Annotated in this window: 14 protein-coding genes and 5 pseudogenes; 13 read left to right on the top strand and 6 right to left on the bottom strand. The window is 71.0% G+C overall.

Annotation, left to right across the window (positions count from 1 at the left end):
• Positions 1-82 precede the first annotated feature (82 nt).
• Both ACY1JF_RS16155 and ACY1JF_RS16150 read left to right on the top strand, forming a co-directional pair.
• The gene (locus ACY1JF_RS16155; RefSeq protein ID WP_462705814.1) at positions 83-442 is read left to right on the top strand and encodes a hypothetical protein; all 360 of its coding nucleotides are present in this window, start codon (positions 83-85) and stop codon (positions 440-442) included.
• On the top strand, positions 439-1,680 hold the full coding sequence (locus ACY1JF_RS16150) for a low temperature requirement protein A (RefSeq protein ID WP_462705813.1): 1,242 nt from the start codon (positions 439-441) through the stop codon (positions 1,678-1,680). The genes ACY1JF_RS16155 and ACY1JF_RS16150 overlap by 4 nt, the downstream gene beginning before the upstream one ends.
• Positions 1,681-2,079: 399 nt before the next feature.
• Here ACY1JF_RS16150 and ACY1JF_RS16145 read toward each other — a convergent pair.
• Positions 2,080-2,346 (bottom strand): annotated as a pseudogene (locus ACY1JF_RS16145) (SDR family NAD(P)-dependent oxidoreductase); the annotation flags it as partial.
• On the opposite strand from ACY1JF_RS16145, the pseudogene ACY1JF_RS16140 reads away from it, so the two are divergent.
• Positions 2,347-2,640: pseudogene (locus ACY1JF_RS16140) on the top strand (MmyB family transcriptional regulator); the annotation flags it as partial.
• Positions 2,641-2,784: 144 nt separating this feature from the next.
• Here ACY1JF_RS16140 and ACY1JF_RS16135 read toward each other — a convergent pair.
• Positions 2,785-3,402: pseudogene (locus ACY1JF_RS16135) on the bottom strand (DEAD/DEAH box helicase); the annotation flags it as partial.
• An 80-nt stretch (positions 3,403-3,482) separates the two neighbouring features.
• On the opposite strand from ACY1JF_RS16135, the gene ACY1JF_RS16130 reads away from it, so the two are divergent.
• From ACY1JF_RS16130 to ACY1JF_RS16115, 4 genes are all read left to right on the top strand, one after another.
• Positions 3,483-6,266 carry an ATP-binding protein gene (locus ACY1JF_RS16130; RefSeq protein WP_462705812.1) on the top strand — a complete coding sequence of 928 codons (2,784 nt, stop codon included), beginning with the start codon at positions 3,483-3,485 and terminating at the stop codon, positions 6,264-6,266.
• 160 nt (positions 6,267-6,426) lie between these two features.
• Entirely contained in the window at positions 6,427-7,251 is an 825-nt protein-coding gene (locus ACY1JF_RS16125; protein WP_462705811.1) for an alpha/beta fold hydrolase, read from the top strand.
• A 65-nt stretch (positions 7,252-7,316) separates the two neighbouring features.
• The gene (locus ACY1JF_RS16120) at positions 7,317-7,640 is read left to right on the top strand and encodes a putative quinol monooxygenase (RefSeq protein WP_462705810.1); all 324 of its coding nucleotides are present in this window, start codon (positions 7,317-7,319) and stop codon (positions 7,638-7,640) included.
• A 130-nt stretch (positions 7,641-7,770) separates the two neighbouring features.
• Positions 7,771-8,463, top strand: coding sequence for an SDR family NAD(P)-dependent oxidoreductase (locus ACY1JF_RS16115; RefSeq protein WP_462705809.1), 693 nt, complete (start codon positions 7,771-7,773; stop codon positions 8,461-8,463).
• A gap of 288 nt (positions 8,464-8,751) precedes the next feature.
• Here the strand turns inward: ACY1JF_RS16115 and ACY1JF_RS16110 are convergent, their stop codons facing one another.
• Positions 8,752-9,321, bottom strand: a complete 570-nt coding sequence (locus ACY1JF_RS16110) for a DUF6328 family protein (RefSeq protein ID WP_462705808.1) — start codon at positions 9,319-9,321, stop codon at positions 8,752-8,754.
• 582 nt (positions 9,322-9,903) lie between these two features.
• On the opposite strand from ACY1JF_RS16110, the gene ACY1JF_RS16105 reads away from it, so the two are divergent.
• Positions 9,904-10,182 carry a GlsB/YeaQ/YmgE family stress response membrane protein gene (locus ACY1JF_RS16105; RefSeq protein ID WP_123545136.1) on the top strand — a complete coding sequence of 93 codons (279 nt, stop codon included), beginning with the start codon at positions 9,904-9,906 and terminating at the stop codon, positions 10,180-10,182.
• Between the two features lie 761 nt (positions 10,183-10,943).
• Here the strand turns inward: ACY1JF_RS16105 and ACY1JF_RS16100 are convergent.
• Positions 10,944-11,390, bottom strand: a complete 447-nt coding sequence (locus ACY1JF_RS16100) for an ATP-binding protein (RefSeq protein WP_462705807.1) — start codon at positions 11,388-11,390, stop codon at positions 10,944-10,946.
• 209 nt (positions 11,391-11,599) lie between these two features.
• Between ACY1JF_RS16100 and ACY1JF_RS16095 the strand changes: the two genes are divergently transcribed.
• Positions 11,600-11,965, top strand: a complete 366-nt coding sequence (locus tag ACY1JF_RS16095; RefSeq protein ID WP_462705806.1) for an STAS domain-containing protein — start codon at positions 11,600-11,602, stop codon at positions 11,963-11,965.
• Positions 11,966-12,109: 144 nt separating this feature from the next.
• Here the strand turns inward: ACY1JF_RS16095 and ACY1JF_RS16090 are convergent.
• Positions 12,110-12,340, bottom strand: a pseudogene (locus ACY1JF_RS16090) (ANTAR domain-containing protein); the annotation flags it as partial.
• 697 nt (positions 12,341-13,037) lie between these two features.
• On the opposite strand from ACY1JF_RS16090, the gene trhA reads away from it, so the two are divergent.
• A complete protein-coding gene (gene trhA / locus ACY1JF_RS16085; protein ID WP_462705884.1) occupies positions 13,038-13,751 on the top strand; it encodes a PAQR family membrane homeostasis protein TrhA in 714 nt (237 codons plus the stop codon).
• A 367-nt stretch (positions 13,752-14,118) separates the two neighbouring features.
• On the opposite strand, the gene ACY1JF_RS16080 is transcribed toward trhA, so the two are convergent.
• Positions 14,119-15,804 (bottom strand): ribonuclease J, encoded by a 1,686-nt coding sequence (locus ACY1JF_RS16080; RefSeq protein ID WP_462705805.1) that lies wholly within the window; start codon positions 15,802-15,804, stop codon positions 14,119-14,121.
• A gap of 131 nt (positions 15,805-15,935) precedes the next feature.
• Here ACY1JF_RS16080 and ACY1JF_RS16075 point away from each other — a divergent pair, with 131 nt between their 5' ends.
• From ACY1JF_RS16075 to pcaDC, 3 genes and pseudogenes are all read left to right on the top strand, one after another.
• Positions 15,936-16,424: a GNAT family N-acetyltransferase gene (locus ACY1JF_RS16075; protein WP_462705804.1), complete on the top strand. Its 489-nt coding sequence runs from the start codon at positions 15,936-15,938 to the stop codon at positions 16,422-16,424.
• A gap of 167 nt (positions 16,425-16,591) precedes the next feature.
• Positions 16,592-16,792: pseudogene (locus ACY1JF_RS16070) on the top strand (IS110 family transposase); the annotation flags it as partial.
• Between the two features lie 32 nt (positions 16,793-16,824).
• Positions 16,825-18,120 carry a bifunctional 3-oxoadipate enol-lactonase/4-carboxymuconolactone decarboxylase PcaDC gene (gene pcaDC, locus ACY1JF_RS16065; RefSeq protein ID WP_462705803.1) on the top strand — a complete coding sequence of 432 codons (1,296 nt, stop codon included), beginning with the start codon at positions 16,825-16,827 and terminating at the stop codon, positions 18,118-18,120.
• Positions 18,121-18,211: the final 91 nt, after the last annotated feature.

Genomic DNA, 18,211 nt, shown 5'->3' with positions numbered 1-18,211 from the left:
TCACGCAGCGCCGACATCGCCTCGGTCGCGCAGGAACCGATGGAATCAAAACGATACGCAGCATGTCGATGTGGAGTGGTCCATGAACGAGAGAACTGTTTCCCATGCCCACGGTGCCGACGATCCTGGACCGCCGAGCCCACCGGCGGTGACGGACATCCGGCACACGCTCCGGGAGCAGAGCCGGAACGCGTCCGCGAACGCCGAACCCCGGCTCGGCCCCACCGTTCCGGCCGCCGTCCGGCGTTGGAAGCTGTGGCTCCTCACCGTGTGCGGTATCTACCCCACCATCGTCCTGCTGGGCCTGGCCACCAACCCTGTTCTGGAGGATCTGTACCTGCCGGTGCGACTCGCTGTACTCGTCCCGGCGGCGGCAGCGGCGATGGTCTGGCAGATCAATCCCCGACTGCAGCGGCATTTCGGAGCTTGGCTCACCAGATGACAAGCAGCCCGGCTCCGCCGCCGGTGTGCTCCGCGGCGCCCGCACACCACGGACCACTGCGCAGGCTCACGGCGCGAGGCCGCGACGAGACCCGCCGCGGCGTCTCCTCACTGGAGCTCTTCTTCGACCTGTGCTTCATCGTGGCCATAGCCCAGGCAGGCGCCCAGCTGGTGCACGCCGTGGTCGAGGGACACACGGGCGAGGGGATCCTCAACTACTTGATGATCTTCTTCGCCATCTGGTGGGCGTGGATGAACTTCACGTGGTTCGCCTCGGCCTACGACAACGACGACGTGCTGTACCGGATCGTCACGCTGATCCAGACAGCCGGCGTGCTCGTCCTGACGGCAGGCGTCTCCCAGGCGTTCGAGGAACACGCGTACCTGGTCGTCGTCCTGGGCTATGTGATCATGCGGTTCGCCATGACGGCGCAGTGGCTGCGCGTGGCGCGGTCGAGCCAGGGCCCCGAGCGGACGATGGCGCTGCGGTACGCCATCGGGCTGTGCCAGATCGGCTGGCTGGGGCTACTGGCCCTGCCGGAGGCCGGCCGCCCGTGGGTCTTCCTGGTGATGGCGCCACTGGAGATGGCCGTACCGCTGTATGCGGAGCGGGCCCACCCCACGCCCTGGCACCCCCACCACATCGCCGAACGGTACGGGCTGCTCACGCTCATCGTGCTCGGCGAGACCATCGCGGCGGCCACCGTCGCCGTGAAGTCGGGGATCGACGAGCACGAGGCCCTGGGTGAGTTGCTGCCCATCGCCGCCGGCGGACTGCTGATCATCTTCACCGCCTGGTGGGTGTACTTCGCGGTCCCCATCCACGGGCACCTCCGCTCCAGCCGGCAGTCCTTCCTCTGGGGCTACGGCCATTACCTGATCTTCGTCTCGGGTGCCGCGATCGGGGCCGGCCTGGAGGTGGCGGTAGAGCAGGCGGTGGGCGAGACACACCTTTCGGCGCTGTCGGCGTCGGCGGCGGTGACGCTGCCGACAGCGCTGTTCCTGCTCACGGTGTGGGCGCTGCACTCGCGCTTCTACAAGGTGGGGATCGCCCAGCAGTCGGTGCTGCCGGCCACGGCGCTGCTGGTGGTCGTCTGTACGTTCCTGGGCCACTGGGCGGTGCTCGCGGCGGGACTGGTGGCGGCGCTGGCGGTGGCAGCCGGGGTGACGCTGACGGCGCTCGGGGCGAGCCCGGAGCGCGGCAGGAGCGAGGAAGGCGTCGCGGTGCCGGTTCTGTGAGGAAACCCCCGCCGCCGCGGGAACCCGGCCGGCACGGCGTACGACGGCGCCCGTGCCGTGCGCCCGGTACACCTGCTCGACGACGGCGACACGTTGTTCACGCCGACGACGCCGGACGCACCCGCTCGGCACCGCGAACCCGCCGGCCCCGGACAACGTCCTCACGGCGGGGCGCGGACGCGGTGACCCACGCGGCCGTACGCGCCGTGGGCACCGCCGAGTCGGTGCCCACGGCTGTTCGACGAACCGGGCACCAGCCCGCACGGCGAGGCCCGGGGCGACTTTCTCCGGTACCCCTACGGCCGGCTCGGACCCAGGCAGCAGGTCCTCCGCAGCCTGGTTCGCCGGGCACGGGTCACCCGCCGCGGGGCCCCCGTCCCCGACGCCTCCCATGACTCGTCACCAGGGCACGGGGGTTCCGTCCCAGGAGAAGAAGCCACCGGTGGGGCCGTCGTCCGGCAGCAGGGCCAGGCGGAGGGCACCTCGGGCGGCCTCGGCCGGGTCGCCGCCGGCAGCGGCGGCCCCGGGAGTGAGATCAGTGGCCCGCAGGCCAGGAGCGAGCGCGTTGACCTTGAAGCCGTCGTGGGCCAGCGTCTGGGCGTACAAGACGGTGAGGGCGTTGAGGGCGGCCTTGGACGACCGGTAGGCGGCGGCGCCGTTTCCCGGGTGGCGCGGCTGCGCCGGGCCGCCGACCGCTACCCGCACGACCCGCAGCTGGCCGCCCTGCTGGCCGAACTGCACGACGGCAGTGAGGAGTTCCGGCAGATCTGGCGAACACATCCGGTCCACGCTCCCGGGCACCGCACCAAGACCCTGGACCATCCGGAGGCCGGCGCGCTGCGGTTGAACTGCGACGTCCTGCTCGTGCCCGAGGACGACCAGGAGGTCGTCCTGATGACGGCCGACCCCGGATCACCTGCCGCGCGGGCCCTGCGCAGGCTGGCCGGGCAAGCAACCTGAGACGAAGGACGCGCACAGGTCTCGCCGGCGATCACAGGGCGTCGCAACCCTGATCCACTGGGGACCTCTGATGCTTCTTCGGGCCTTTGGGCCGAAGCCGTGAAGTCAGGGACCGGGTCCGTGGCTGCACGTGGTGTCCGGTCCCTCCCAGGCATCTTCGCCCGGTTCCCGGACCATCCCGGCCTCGCGTGCGTCGAGCAGCTCCTTGCGCCGCGGTTCCAGCTCGCCGGCGCCGCAGGGCTTGTCAGCCCTGCGGCCAGATCCGGGACCTAGTCGGTGGACCCGGGTGCGCAGCGAGGCCGCGGTGGCCGCCGGGTCGCGCGGGGTGGAGAAGTGCAGCAGGGCGGACTCGGCAGCGGCAGCGGCGTCGGCGTCGGTGCCGATGTCGATGTCGGTGTCGGTGTCGGTGTGTTCCTGGTCTTCGCCGTCCTCCTCGCCGCCGGTGCCGGCGCCGATGATCCGTCGCCTTCGTCACGTCGGACGTGGATCGTGCGCTGTCCGCTGGTGCGGGCGCGGGAGGCGAGCTGCACGAGTCCCGCCATGACCGCGCGGGCCTTCGGAGGACGGCGACGAGGGGGCGGTAGCCGGCGGAGGCGACCGTGTCGGCCGGTCCTTGCCGGGCGGGAGGAAGACCGGCACGACGATCCGCGCGCCCTTGGCGCTGTCGTCGCGGTGGGGCCGCAGCGCCCGACGGGTGTTCTGCATGATCGGCGTTTGGGAGCCGCGGGTGCCGGCGAAGCGGATGGCTTCAGGCCCCGTTTGCCGGTGGGTGCAATACTTCCTGGTCAGGTGCGTGGCTAGTGTTTCGACTGCTTCGCGAGGCAGGACGAGGGACGCGGCGGATGTGGGCGAAGTCAGGGACAGGCACGGGCGTCGGCCCGACCGGGCTGGTCGGCCGGGAGGGCGAGCTCGCCGAGCTCGCGGCGTTCCTGGACACGGCCGGGACGGACGGAGCTGTCCTGCTGCTCACCGGTGATCCGGGCGTGGGGAAGACGGCACTCCTGGACGCGACCGCCGAGCTGGCGGTGGCGAAGGGGGTGCGGGTCGTCCGCGGGAGCGGTGTCGAGTACGAGACGGACATCAGCTTCGCGGGACTCCATCAGCTCGTCGGCTCGCTGCCGGACGAGCTCGGTCGTCTGCCGCGTTCCATGCGGGAGGCCCTCGAGGTCGCCCTCGGTCTCGGCGCCGGTCCCGCGCCGAGCCGGATCGCCGTCCTGAACGCGGCACTGTCCCTGTTCGACGAGGCCGCGAAGGAGCGGCCGTTGCTCCTCGTGGTCGACGACCTCCATGTCGTCGACCGGGCGAGCCGGGCCGCGGTGGGTTTCGTCGCCAGAAGACTGGGGGGCCGCCGCATCGGGCTGCTCGGAGCGCAGCGGGCGGAGTCCGGCGAATCCTTCCGGGCCCCCGGTCTGCCGGAGCTCGAGGTCGCGCCGCTGGGTGACGCGGACGCCCTGCGGCTGCTGTCCCGGCGCTTTGCGCACCTTCCCCGCCGGGTTCTTTCGACCGTGGCCCACGAGGCGCAGGGAAATCCCCTGGCGCTGCTCGAGTTCGCCGGGTCCACCGGGGTGTCCGGCGACCGGTCCGGCCAAGGGGCGGGGCGGGCGAGCGGCCCGGGGCGCGATGTCCGCGCTCTGTACGGCGCCCGCGTCGGACGACTGCCGCGGGGAACGCGTGAGGTACTGCTGCTCGCGGCTCTCGAGGGCTCCGGCGACATCGGCGTCCTCGAAGCGGCCGGCGGGCCGGGCAGCCTCGAGGAACTCGCTCCCGCGGAGCGTGACCACCTGGTCATGGTCACGGAGAACGGCCGCGCGGTGCGCTTCAGGCATCCGCTGGTCAGGTCCGCGGTGGTCGACGGTTCCACCGGTGAACAGCGGCGCGGCGCCCACCGCCGACTGGCCGACGCGCTGGCCGACCAGCCCGAGCGGCGCGGTGATCACCTCGCGAGAGCCACGACGGCGCCCGACGAGGCGGTCGCCGCCGTGGTGGAGTCGGCGGCCCGGAGCAGCCTGCGGCGCGGTGACGCCGACGGCGCGATCGCGAGATTGCGGCGCGCGGCCGAGCTGAGCACCGACCGGGCGGACCGCAGGCGCCGCCTGTCGCAGGCCGCCTATGCCGCCGCCTGGGTCACCGGCCGTCTGGAGGTCAGCCACGAGATCATGCGTGAGGTCGAGGGCAATCCGGCCGCCCGGTCGCTCTCGGCGGCCGCGACGGCCGGCTTCCTGGTGCTCGTCACGGAAGGCGACGCCGATACGGCCCACGCACTCCTGATGGAGGCGGTCGAGCAGGCCCCGGTGATGCCCGGACCGCCGCATGAGGAGCTGGAGACCGCGCTGTTCACCCTCACCCTCGTCAGCCAGTACTCGGGCCGGCCCGAGCACTGGCAGCCTCTGGTCGACGTGCTCGCCCGGTTCCCCGAGGCGGCGCCCGCCGCCGCGGCGTCGCTGGGGCGCGTCCACCACGACCTCGGCTCCGTCACCGACGGCATGCTGCGCCGCCTGGACGAGGAGATCGCGCGGCTGAGGGACCAGAGTGACGCCGACGTGGTCATCCGCACCGCCCTGACCGCCTCGTACCTCGACCGGCTTCCGGGCTGTCGCGAGGCCGTGTCCCGGGTCATACGCGACGGCGGCGCGATGGGATCGAGCATGCCGGCCCTGATGTTCGTCGCCCTGGACGACCTGTACGCCGGCCGGTGGCAGGCGTCGGCCGGCGCCGCGGACGAGCTCATCGCACTGTCCGAGGAGACGGGGTACCACCTGTTCGCCCAGGTGGGGCATTACGTCGCCGCGATGGCCGCGGCCCAGCGCGGCGCCCTCGACGCGTGCCGGGAGCACTGCGAGGACATCTGGGGGTGGTCGGGTCCCAGGGGCCTGCGGCGGCTGGAGAACTGCGCCCACCAGGCGGCGGCCCGGGCGGCCCTCGGCGCCGCCGACTTCGAGACGGCGTTCCGGCACGCCACGGCGATCTGCGCCCCGGGGGTGCTGCCGGCGTTCAACCCCGAGGCCGTGTGGTCCGCGCCGGACCTCGTCGAGGCCGCCGTGCGCTCCGGGCGGCACGCGGAGGCGCGACGGCACGCGGACGCGCTGCGCGACGCCGGTGTCGGTCACCTCTCGTCGCGGTTCGCGCTGAGCGCGGCCACGGTCACGGCGATGACATCGGCTGCCGAGGACATGGTCCGGTGCTTCGAGGAGGCGCTCGGGCTGCCGGGCGTCGAGCAGTGGCCCTTCGAGGCCGGCCGTGCTCATCTGGCGTACGGCGAGAGGCTGCGCCGGCAGGGGCTCAACCGCGAGGCCCGGGTGCAGCTGGCCGCCGCCCGCGGCCGCTTCGAGGAGCTCGGGGCCCGTTCGTGGCAGGCCCGGGCCGCGGCGGAGCTGCGCGCCACCGGGATGACGCGGACCGGCCGGGGCAAGGCCGGCGATGCCCTCACCCCGCAGGAGCTGGAGGTCGCCCGGCTGGCGGCGACGGGGCTGTCGAACCCGCAGATCGCGTCGCGTCTGTTCCTTTCGCCGCGGACCGTGTCGTCGCATCTCTACCGTGTGTTCCCGAAGCTGGGGATCACGTCGCGGGCCGGGCTCCGCGACGCTCTGGAGGCGCTGCCTCCCGAGCCTCCGGCCACCCGGCCGTGAGAGCTGCCGGTCAGGTCTCAGCACTGCCCCGGTACTGACATGAGCGAGCCGTCGGCCGGATGTCAGTCAGCTGACGGAGGCTGTCGGCACGGTGGCCGAGCCATTCTCGTGGAGACATCGAATCCGCCCGGTACCCGGGCGAGACCACGAGGAGCGGACCATGCCGTTCGTCACCACCGGCGACGGAGTCGAGATCTTCTACAAGGACTGGGGCGCGGGCCGGCCGGTCATGTTCCACCACGGCTGGCCGCTGAGCTCGGACGACTGGGACGCCCAGTTGCTGTTCCTCGTCCGGCGGGGCTACCGCGTCGTCGCCCACGACCGCCGCGGGCACGGGCGCTCCGCCCAGGTCGGCCACGGGCACGACATGGACCGCTACGCGGCGGACGCCGCCGCCGTGGTGGCGCACCTCGGCCTGCGCGACGTCGTCCACGTCGGCCACTGCGCCGGTGGCGGAGAGGTCGCCCGGTACGTCGCCAGGCACGGTGCCGGCCGGGTCGCCAAGGCCGTCCTCATCGCGGCGGTCCCGCCGCTCATGGTCCAGACGACGTCCAACCCCGCAGGGCTGCCGGTGGAGGTCTTCGACGGTTTCCGCGAGGGCGTGGCCACCGACCGCTCCCAGTTCTACCTCGACATCGCCTCCGGGCCGTTCTACGGGTTCAACCGTCCGGGCGCGGACGTCTCCCAGGGCGTCATCCAGAACTGGTGGCGCCAGGGGATGGCCGGCAGCGCGCAGGCGCACCACGAGGGGATCAAAGCGTTCTCGGAGACGGACTTCACCGACGACCTCCGAACGATCGACGTGCCCACGCTCCTCCTGCACGGCGACGACGACCAGATCGTCCCGATCGCCAACTCCGCCCGGTCGGCGGTCACGTTGGCCGAGCACGTGACCCTGAAGGTCTACCCGGGCCTGTCGCACGGCATGTGCACCGTCAACGCCGACACCGTCAACGCGGACCTCCTCGACTTCATCAAGAGCTGACCCGGCCCGGTACCGGCACACAGCCCGTCAGCACGGAACACGACAGGAACAGAGAAGGAATCACCATGACCGCAACACCCACCGGCTACGTGACCGTCATCTGGGACGCGAAGGCGAAGGCGGGCAGGGAGGACGACCTCAAGGCGTTCATCACCGCCGCCGTCACCCCCTCGCGCAACGACCCCGGCAACATCGACTACGAGTCCCACGAAGTCGAGGGCCGACCCGGCGAGTTCGTCATCTACGAACGCTGGGAGACCCGCGCCCACCTCGACGCCCACCTCGCCGCGCCCCGGATGCGGGAACTCGTCCCGCAGATGCTCGAACTGATCGACGGATCCATCGAGGACGGCATCCGCCTGCTGCGTCCGTTCCGCCCCGCCCACTAGAGCAGGGCGCCCGCCGGCGTCGGGGTCGACGCCGACGGAGCACACCGCCGCGGAACCAATCCCTCGGGTGCTCCCGGTGACCGCTTTCCGGGAGCACCCGCTTTGACGACACGTACAGGAGAGACACGACGTGACCACCACATTGATCACCGGCGGCAACAGGGGCCTCGGCCACGAGATCGCGCGCCGACTCGTCCAGGCGGGCCAGACGGTCTGGATCGGCGCCCGGGACGCCAGGAGCGGACGCAAGGCCGCCGACCGGCTCGGCGCCGGCTTCGTCCAGCTGGACGTGACCGACGACGCGTCGGTCGGCGCGGCGGTCCAGACGCTGCGCGCTCGGGCGGGCCACCTGGACATTCTCGTCAACAACGCCGGGATCCTCGGCGAAGTGACCACGCCGGAGGACATGACGGCCGACCAGGTCCGCCACGTCTACGAGACCAACGTCTTCGGCCTGGTGCGCGTCACGCACGCGTTCCTGCCCCTGCTGCGCAAGGCGACTGCCCCGTCCGTCGTCAACGTCACCAGCGGTCTGGGGTCGTTCACGCTGACCCACGACCCGGAGCGGGTCGAGTCGCAGTATCCGCTCGCCGCCTACGGCTCGTCGAAGAGCGCGGTCACCATGCTGACCACGCAGTACGCCAGGACGATCCCCGACGTCCGCTTCAACGCGGTGGACCCCGGCCAGACCGCGACCGAGTTCACCGGCCACATCGGGCAGAGCGTCGAGGAGGGCGCGGAGGCGGCGGTGCGTATCGCCACCCTGGGGCCCGACACGCCCACCGGCACGGTGACCGACCGTGCCGGCGCCCTCCCCTGGTGACGGCGGCAGGCCCGACCCCGCGACAGTCCCGGCAACCACACCCACCCGGCGCACCGGTGAGGGCCGACGGACCCTTGCCGAGGGAACCAGGACTCAGTCGCCAAGCCCCTGAGGGAAAGCCAAGTCCGTTTCTTCCAGACAGGACCGGCCCGCCGATGCCGGGATCGTCATGCACCATGAGGATCAGCGCGACCCGCCGGTCTTCAGGCCGCGCACCTGGGGCGGACCGTGTTGCCCGTTGCTCCGGCATCCGGTCACGACACCCTGCCCGCCTCGCGTCCCGGGCGCCTACGCGTCGTCGGTGGGGGAGCGCCGGGCGGCGCGGCGGCGCAGGCGCAGCGGCAGCACGTACCAGCAGAGGCCGAACCACAGCATGACCCCGCCGACGAGCGCTTCGGCGAGGACACCGGGGACCACGAAACGCAGGATGAGCAGCAGTGTGCAGCCGATGGTCAGCGCGAGCAGGACCATGCCGCACATCATCAGGCGGCAGGCGGCCTCCACGACCTCGTCCTTCATGCGCTGGCCGGACAGGAAGCGGTGGATGGAGACGGGTGCTATGAGCGCTCCCGTGGCCGAGGCGCCCAGGACCACGGTGAGGACGTAGATGACGCGGTCCACCGTCCCCAGTTCCCGGAACAGCGGGGTGAAGGCCACGCTCAGCAGGAAGCCGAAGAGGATCTGTACACCGGTCTGGGTGACCCGCGTCTCCTGCAGGACCTCGTTCCAGCGGCGGTTGACCCGCTCGCGCGGGGACTCCGGCTCCTCGGTACCCGACCCCGGGCCGTGGCCGTCGTGGTGTGCGCAGCGAGCGCTCTCCTCCTCCGTCAGCTTGGCCGACTCTTCCGTCATCGTCATGGCATCCTCCCCGTCGCAGGATCACCGTCTGCCCCGTCTCCGCCGCCTTCATGCAGGTCACAGGCGCGACAAGGCTGATCCGACGACTGCGGCCGACGAGGACGCCACGCACGACGACTTCGTGGCCGGGACGAGGCGTCATCCCGGCGCGCGGCGGACGAGCGCGTCGCAGGCTCCAGGATCGTCGTCCTCGACCGCGGGATGGCCTGCGCCGGGATCACCCTCCCAGCGCAGGCCGATGCCCGGGTCGTGGGCGTCCGAACCGTCCGGGCCTGCCTGCGTGCAGGGTGGGCTTCTTCTGGCAGGAGGAGCCCACTTCGGGGATGCGTGAGGGCAAGCCCGTGCGCAGCTCCCTTCGGGCGGATCATCCGCGGCAGCAGTGGCAGGCCGAGCAGCGTGACCACGCCGACCATGGCCGAGCCCGCGCCGGTCACCGTTCACCGCCTGACGTCGTCGCTGCGCCGACGGCGGGAGATGTGTCAGGACCTGGCACCGTCGGGGTCGGAGAAGATGTTTGTCCGGGCGAGATCGGTGCAGACGATGGGCTGACACAACCTTTACATGACGAAGTGGAGAGAGACCATGGGCATCATCGCGTGGATCATCATCGGCCTGCTCGCCGGCGCCATCGCCAAGGCCCTGATGCCGGGCAAGGACCCGGGCGGCATCATCATCACCATGCTCATCGGCATCGCCGGCGGTCTGCTCGGCGGCTGGCTCGGCAAGGTCATCTTCGGCGTCGACTCCATCGACGGGTTCTTCCACCTCTCCACCTGGATCGCCGCGATCATCGGCTCCGTCATCCTGCTCGCCCTCTACCGCCTCGTCACCGGCAACCGGCATTCGCACCGCCACGCATGACCCGCTGAAGGCACAACGCCTCCCGACACACCCGGACGGCTCCCCTCCCTGTTCGCAGGACGGGAGCCGTCAGCATGTAACGGCCGGGCCACCCGGTGGCTCACCCGACGGTTGCCGTCGTCCGGGGGCCACCGCGTCCTGCCCGCCGTCCGAACAGGCGCCTGTGCGGTTCGGTGGCATGATCGCCCTCCTCGTGGGCAGGCGGCCGGCGTGTCGTGCGCCCCGTCTGAACTCGTGTCCCGGGTGAGCTCTTGCCTGGCCCAGGCCGGCTTTCGAGTGCTGGGTGACGCGGACAGTGGGGCTGCGGGGCTGCGGGCGACTGAGGTGTCCGTCGGCGCTCTGGTCAGTTGGACGGCCTCGGACGGGTTCACCGCGCTCGTCCGTGACCAGGCAGGCCGGGCAGCAAGCAACGACAGCATGAGAGTGATCGTGCGGACCGCAGTAGCAGTGCTGCTGATCCAGCTCGGACACACCGCCACCGAAACACCTGACGGCTGTGGCCTGGTGGTTTCACCGAGGCGGTTCCGCCACGGGGCGGCAAGGGCAGCTGGGGACCGGCCCGCCCGACGCACTGGGCGCCGGCAGTGTGCGAATACGGGGCGAAGTCGGCGTCGCTCGCGACGGTGCCAGTCGGCGGCGCTCACCCCGGACGCCGGCACCGTGCCCACCTCGGCCGCTCTCCACTGAATTCGATCCTGTAACGCCCCGCTTCACGGCAGATCGCCAGGGAAGGCGGTGAGGTCGACCGTGAGCGCGGGCTGTTACTGGGGGCGGCGTCCGGCGATGTCACCGCCGGGGTCGTCAGGTAGGGCGATGCGGGCAGTGACGCGTTTGCCGACCGGCTCCCGCTGGGCCTCGAAGCCCTGGGCGACGGCCATGACGATCTCCAGTCCGTGCTGTCCGACTCTGCCCGCATCGGAGGCCCGCGCCACTGGCAGAACGGGATCGCTGTCCCACACGACCACTTCCACGACGGCGCCGATGATGCGCAGCTCCATCAGCACGGGGCCAGGGGCGTACTTGCGGGCGTTGGTGACCAGCTCGCTCACCACCAGCTGGGTCAGGTCCATCGCGCGAGCGGACACCGGCAGGCCGTGCTCCGCCTGGACACGGGTGAGGAAGTCCACTGCCCGGTGGCGTGCCTCAGCGATCACGTGCCCGGCACCGTCCAGCGCGACGGTGTCCTGTATCTGAGGGACGTCCGGCATCACGCTGCCCTCCCCCTCGGGGGCTGATCCAGCCGGGTCCACCCCTGTTCCCCCTTCACACGTCCTGCGCGTACCCGGCACTGTGCCTCACACGCCCCCGTGAGAACCGCATAACGGGCCGCACGCGTATTCGCCGTAGCATCGAGGCAGGTTACCGGCGTTCGCGCCGGGGTCTTGAGGTTCCATCAGCGAGAACAGTCGAGGAAACGGTGACAGAGACCCACGGAGCAGCCCGGCCCGGCCACCTGTCGATCGACCACACCGCCATCGACGGCATCCGGGTGCTCACCGTGCAGGGTGAGATCGACCACGCCGTCAAGGACATGCTCAGCGAGGCCCTCATGTCCTGCGACGGCGCGGCGCCCCTGCGGACCGTGGTGGACCTCAGCGGCGTGACCTTCATGGACTCCAGCGGCATCAACGTCTTCGTCGCCGCCCACCAGGCCGCGAGTGACGATCAGGGATGGCTGCGTATCGCCGGCGCCCAGGAACCGGTGCTGCGGCTTCTCGGAATCGTCGGCCTGGACGAGGTCATCGGCTGCCATCCCACCGTCGATCAGGCCCTGACCGCCTGACCCGCGCCGTGCCCAGCCACCGCGTCCCACCCGGCTTCCGCGCCTGGGGCATCCCACCGGCGTGAGCACCGCTGCACGGCCGCGCACAGCTCCTGTCCGCCGTTCCGGCAGCGGCTGCCCCAGCGCCCAGGCGATCACCGTCTCGGCCACCGCCTGCAGCTTGGTATCGGTGTGCTGGGACACCTCACGCAGCACCTCGAACCCGACGGCCGGCGCGAGCTGGTGGCTCGCGGTGAGGACACCGATGGCCTGGTCCACCGCCGCGTGGGAATCGACGGCGTGCCGCAACCGCGCGTTCTCCTGCTCCAGGAGGGCGATCACGGCGCCGTCAGGTATGCCGTCAAACGAGGACCGCGACACGCGCGAGGTCGTCATAGCTGGTCTTCATACAGAGGCAGGGCTTCCTGTACACCTCCCCCCTGCCGCGACAGCAAGGCACCCTCAGTACGACAGCGAAAATCACACTGTGGGATGGGACTCTTCGCCGGCCGAGGCTGCCGAGGAATCCGAGAGACTGACCAGCCGTGGTCGGCAGTGGGCGCGGAAAGCCTCGGCTCATGGTCGGGCCGGCTTGCCACCCTGGCCGCGGCTCGCGGCTGCGTCTCCTGGGCGGCAGCGGCTTTTCCCGGCCGTCGCGCAGCGTGCCGGTCGGCAACCCTGCTGAGACGTTGAACTCCGAGTGAATCAATATCTGTTCCCGAGGGATCAGATATTGGGCGGACCTCAGGAAGCCTCGGCGATCCTTGCGCGTGGGCGAGCGGAGATGCCCGTTCGGAAGCCTTGATCTTTCCCATGGCCGACCGTTCCACTCGGCTTCGGCAGGCCCAATTGGCGGAAGGTCGACGGGACTGGAGTTCACGCGGTGGCGAGCCGGCCCGGGCCCGGCGATGGCTCTGGGGTCCTGGACCGACCTTCCACGAATGCTGCCGGAGTGAGGTCTTTTAGCATTAAAGGCATTGTTGTCAGTGACGCCCCGTCGCCCGAGGGAGAACGAGAAGCTGTGCCCCGTGATGCCGCTGAAGCCGAATACGGTCACGTCGCCTCAGCGCGTGGAGAGCACCGTCAAGACGGGCTGCGCGACGGATCGCAAGGCGGACATGCAGGGGAGAAGGCTCACTCGGTTTCCGCCCTGGTGGAGCGGGCGGCCGAGCTGGCTGAACCGATCAAGCCGAAATTGCGTGGCTGGCTCCATGCCGGAATGGTCCCTGCCGCACTGATCGCGGGCGTCGTACTCATCTGCCTGGCCCGTACTCCGCAAGCAGTCCTGGCCTGCTCCGTGTACTCGGTCACCGCCTGGCTGCTGTTCGCGACGAGCGCCATCTACCACCGCGGCACCTGGGGACCACTGGGCGAGGCTCTGCTACGACGACTCGACCACGCCAACATCTTCCTGATCATCGCCGGCACCTGCACCCCCCTGGCCGTGCTCCTCCTCCCGCCGGACCAGCGGTCCTTGCTGCTGTGGATCGTATGGACTGGAGCAGTGGCCGGCATCGTGTTCCGGGTCCTGTGGGTGGGAGCTCCGCGCTGGCTGTACACACCGTGTTATCTGGCCCTGGGGTGGGCGCCGGTGTGCTACCTGCCCGACTTCCTGCACACCGGCGGAGCAGCCGTAGTCGTCCTGATCGTCGTAGGCGGTCTCCTTTACAGCGCGGGCGCGGTTGTCTACGCCCTGCGGCGGCCTGACCCCTCACCCCGCTGGTTCGGTTACCACGAGGTCTTCCACGCCCTGACCGTGGCAGCCTTCACCGCGCACTACATCGCCATCTCCCTGGCCACCTACTGACCTCGACAGCGTCCGGGCTTGCACCGCTGGTTACACGCGTTGCCGCGTGCTGCACCGCGAACGGGCCGGGCGGTGGCCGAGGCACCGGTCCGTGCCTGACCCGCGACGGAGGAGCCTCCAGTCCGAGGCGGAAGGCGGGCGTCCAGCCGGTTCGCCCGCTCGCCGAGACAGTCAGGCAACGGCGAGGCCAGGACACCGACCTTCCGCGGCACCCGGTCGGTGTCCCGGAAGCGGTCTACGTCGACATCCCGGCCACGGACCAGCCCGGCTTCGCGACGGTCGCGGCCGGCCTGCCGACCCGGCACCGGCCGCGATGCCGGCGAGACCGCGACCGAAACCGGGGACCGTTCTGCCGGGCGGCCGTGTCTCAGGCGTCGATGATCACAGGGATGATGAGGGGCTTGCGGCGATAGGTGCGGAACGCCCAGTTCGCCACAGCGCGGGCGACGAGCTGTTCGAGCTGGCGCGCGTCCCCGACGCCTTCCTCGGCCGCGGTGGCCAGGGCCTTCTCGATGACAGGGATGACGGGCTCGAAGGTGGTGTCGTCGTGCACGAAACCACGGGCCAGGAAGTCGGGGGGCTCGGCGAGCGCGCCGGTGTCCGCGTCGACGATCGCCACCACCGTGACCACGCCTTCGGCGGCGAGGGTGAGGCGGTCCTTGAGGGACGCCTCGGTGGCGCCGCCGACCTCCATGCCGTCCACGTAGACGTTGCCGGCGGGGACCTTGCCGGTGATGGACGCGCGCCCGTCGACGAGGTCGACGACGACGCCGTCCTCGGCGATGACGACCCGGTCGGGATCGACGCCGGTACGGATGGCGAGGTCGCCGTTGGCCCGCAGGTGGCGCCATTCGCCGTGCACCGGCATGACGTTGCGGGGTTTGACGATGTTGTAGCAGTAGACGAGTTCGCCGGCGCTGGCGTGTCCGGAGACGTGCACCTTGGCGTTGCCCTTGTGCACGACGTGGGCGCCCCACCGGGTGAGTCCGTTGATCACCCGGTAGATGGCGTTCTCGTTGCCGGGGATGAGGGAACTGGCGAGCAGGACGGTGTCGCCCTTGCCGATGCGGATCATGTGGTCGCGGTTGGCCATCCGCGACAGTGCGGCCATCGGTTCGCCCTGGGAGCCCGTGCACACCAGGGTGACCTTGTGGTCCGGGAGCTTCTCCAGCTCCTTCGTGCTCACCACCAGACCGGACGGGACCTTCAGATAGCCCAGGTCACGAGCGATGCCCATGTTGCGGACCATCGACCGGCCGACGAAGGCGACCTTGCGGCCGTGCTGGTGGGCGGCGTCCAGCACCTGCTGGATGCGGTGCACATGGCTGGCGAAGCTGGAGACGATCACGCGGCGCGGCGCGGTGCGCATCACCTGCTCGATCGCCGGGTTCAGCTCGCGTTCGGAGGTGGTGAAGCCGGGCACCTCGGCGTTGGTGGAGTCGGTGAGGAAGAGGTCCACGCCCTCCTCGCCGAGGCGGGCGAAGGCGCGCAGATCGGTGATGCGGTCGTCGAGGGGGAACTGGTCCATCTTGAAGTCACCGGTGTGCAGCACCGTCCCGGCGCCGGTGCGGATCGCGACCGCGAGGCTGTCCGGGATGGAGTGGTTGACCGCCACGAACTCGCAGTCGAAGGGCCCGAAGCCGCGCCGGTCGCCCTCCCGCACGCGCACCGTGCGCGGCCGGATGCCGTGTTCCTTGAGCTTGGCCTCCAGGAACGCCAGCGTCAGCTTGGAGCCGACGACGGGAATGTCGGACCGCTCGCGCAGCAGGTACGGCACACCGCCGATGTGATCCTCGTGGCCATGGGTCAGCAGCACGGCGACGACGTCGTCCAGCCGGTCCCGGATCGAGGTGAAGTCCGGCAGGATCACGTCCACACCGGGCTGGGTCTCCTCGGGGAACAGCACGCCGCAGTCGACGACGAGCAGCTTGCCCTCGTACTCGAAGACGGTCATGTTGCGGCCGATCTCACCCAGGCCGCCCAGGGCGATGACGCGCAGCCCTCCTTCGGGAAGGGGAGGGGCGGCTTTCAGTTCGGGGTGCGGATGACTCATACCCTGACGTTACCCGGAGTGTGGGACGGCATCATCCATTGCCTGCGTGATATCTCCGTGACAGCGGGTGGGACGGCGAGGCCACGCCGAGGAAAATCCCGAGGCTGACCTCGGTGCGGCATACTTTCCCGATGAGTTCACGCACTTCCCCGATCAGCCGGCCGATCACGATACGGAGGGCAGTCGCGCGGGATGCCAAACGGCTCACGCGGCTCGTGCGTGGCTCAGGCGCCTACGCGGGTAAGTACGCAGCCGCGGTCGCGGGCTACCGGGTCGGTCCTGATTACATCGAGGCCCACCGCGCCTTTGTGGCCGTCGGCACTGACGAGCAGGGAGGCCGGGTCCTCGGGTTCTACTCGCTCGTCCTCGCGCCACCGGAGCTCGATCTGCTGTTCGTCGCCGACGAAGCGCAAGGACGGGGTATTGGACGACTGCTCGTTGCGCACATGCAGTCCGAGGCCCGTGCCGCCGGGCTCGACCGGGTCAAGGTCGTGTCGCATCCCCCCGCCGAGGACTTCTACCACCGCGTCGGTGCAGTGCGGACCGGGACCGCGCTCGCATGCCCGCCCGCCATGCCGTGGGACCGTCCCGAATTCGAGTTTCGCACCCCTTCTGCATGACGCGGTGTGCCGGTTCGCAGACCACCGGCTTCTCCCGCATGCCTGCCAGAGCTCTGCGCGCGGCTGCGGACCGTCATGGCGACACTGCCGGAGACGGCGGCCGCCAGCCTGCCACGCGGTGCCGCCGAGGAGCTCGCCGCTAGTCGGAGAGCCCGCACTGCTTCTGCGGCGGCGACCGACAGGCGAACGCCGCCCTGCACCGCATCGTCTTCACCCGGCTGCGCCATGACCCGCGCACCCAGGCGTACTACGAACGCCACACCCAGGAGGGCAAGACCCGCCGTGAGATCATCCGATGCCTCGAGCGATACGCGGCCCGCGAGGTCTTCAACCTGGTCAGACAGGTTTCCCGCACCCCCGCGTTATAGGGGCGTCCGTGAGACGTGAGAGGGTGCGGGGCGTGAGTGAGACACCGTCGAACACCCTGCAATACCGCTTTGACGGGCCAGAAGAGGCCCCGGTCCTGATCCTCGGTCCCTCACTGGGCACCACCTGGCACATGTGGGACCGTCAGGTGCCCGAGCTGGCGCAGCAATGGCGGGTCTTCCGGTACGACCTGCCGGGGCACGGAGGCGCCCCGGCCCATCCGGGGGCTTCCGTCGCCGACGTCACCGCGCGGCTGCTGGCCACGCTCGACGGGCTCGGCGTGCAGCGCTTCGGCTACGCCGGCTGCGCGTTCGGCGGCGCGGTCGGCATCGAGCTGGCCCTGCGCCACCCCGAGCGCCTCGCCTCGCTGGCGCTGATCGCCGCCTCGCCGCGCTTCGGTACCGCCGACGAGTTCCGTCAGCGCGGGGTGATCGTGCGGACCAACGGGCTCGACCCCATCGCCCGTACCTCGCCCGACCGTTGGTTCACCGGAGGGTTCGCCGCCGCCCAGCCGGCGATCACCGAGTGGGCCGTGCAGATGGTCCGCACCACCGACCCCGGCTGCTACATCGCCGCCTGCGAGGCCCTCGCCGCCTTCGACGTACGGCACGAACTGGGCCACGTCGGCGTGCCCACCCTCGTCCTGGTCGGCTCCGACGACCAGGTCACCGGCCCCGCCGAGGCACGCACCCTGGTGGCCGGCATCCCCGACGCCCGCCTCGCCGTCGTCCCCGGCGCCTCCCACCTGGTCCCGGTGGAGCAGCCCGCCGCCGTCACCGATCTGCTCGTGCGCCACTTCACCACCGCCTGGCAGCCCGCCCCCGACGCCACCGGTCAGACCGTGCTCCCCGGCGTTCCCGGCAAGCCGGTGCCGGTGGCGGCGCCGCACTCCGTGCCGGTCGCCGAGATCGCCCCGGCGGTCGCGCAGCCGCAGGCCGCCCAGGACCGCCCCGACCGCTACGAGGCGGGGCTGAAGGTGCGCCGCGAGGTGCTCGGCGACGCGCACGTCGACCGGGTGCTGGCGGAGGCCGGCGACTTCGCCGGGGACTTCCAGGAACTCCTCACCCGGTACGCCTGGGGCGAGGTCTGGAGCCGTCCGGGCCTGGACCGCCGTACCCGCAGCTGCGTCACCCTCACCGCCCTGGTCGCCGGCGGCCACGCCGAGGAGATCGCCCCGCATCTGCGCGCGGCCCTGCGCAACGGGCTGACCCCGGCCGAGATCAGGGAAGTACTGCTCCAGGCGGCCGTCTACTGCGGCATCCCCGCGGCGGACCGCGCCTTCCGGATCGCCCAGCAGGTGGTACGGGAGGAGACGACCCCCTCGGAGTGAGTGCCTCTGGAGCGCCCCCTCGGAGTGAGCCCCTCGGAGTGCCCCTCTGGAGTGCCCCCCTCGGAGTGAGCCCCGGAGCGATCCCCGGAGT

The organism is Streptomyces sp. SYSU D01066-1, from assembly GCF_054956795.1.
Note: the sequence above shows the minus strand (reverse complement) of the source record. Positions and strands in the feature narration are given on the sequence as shown.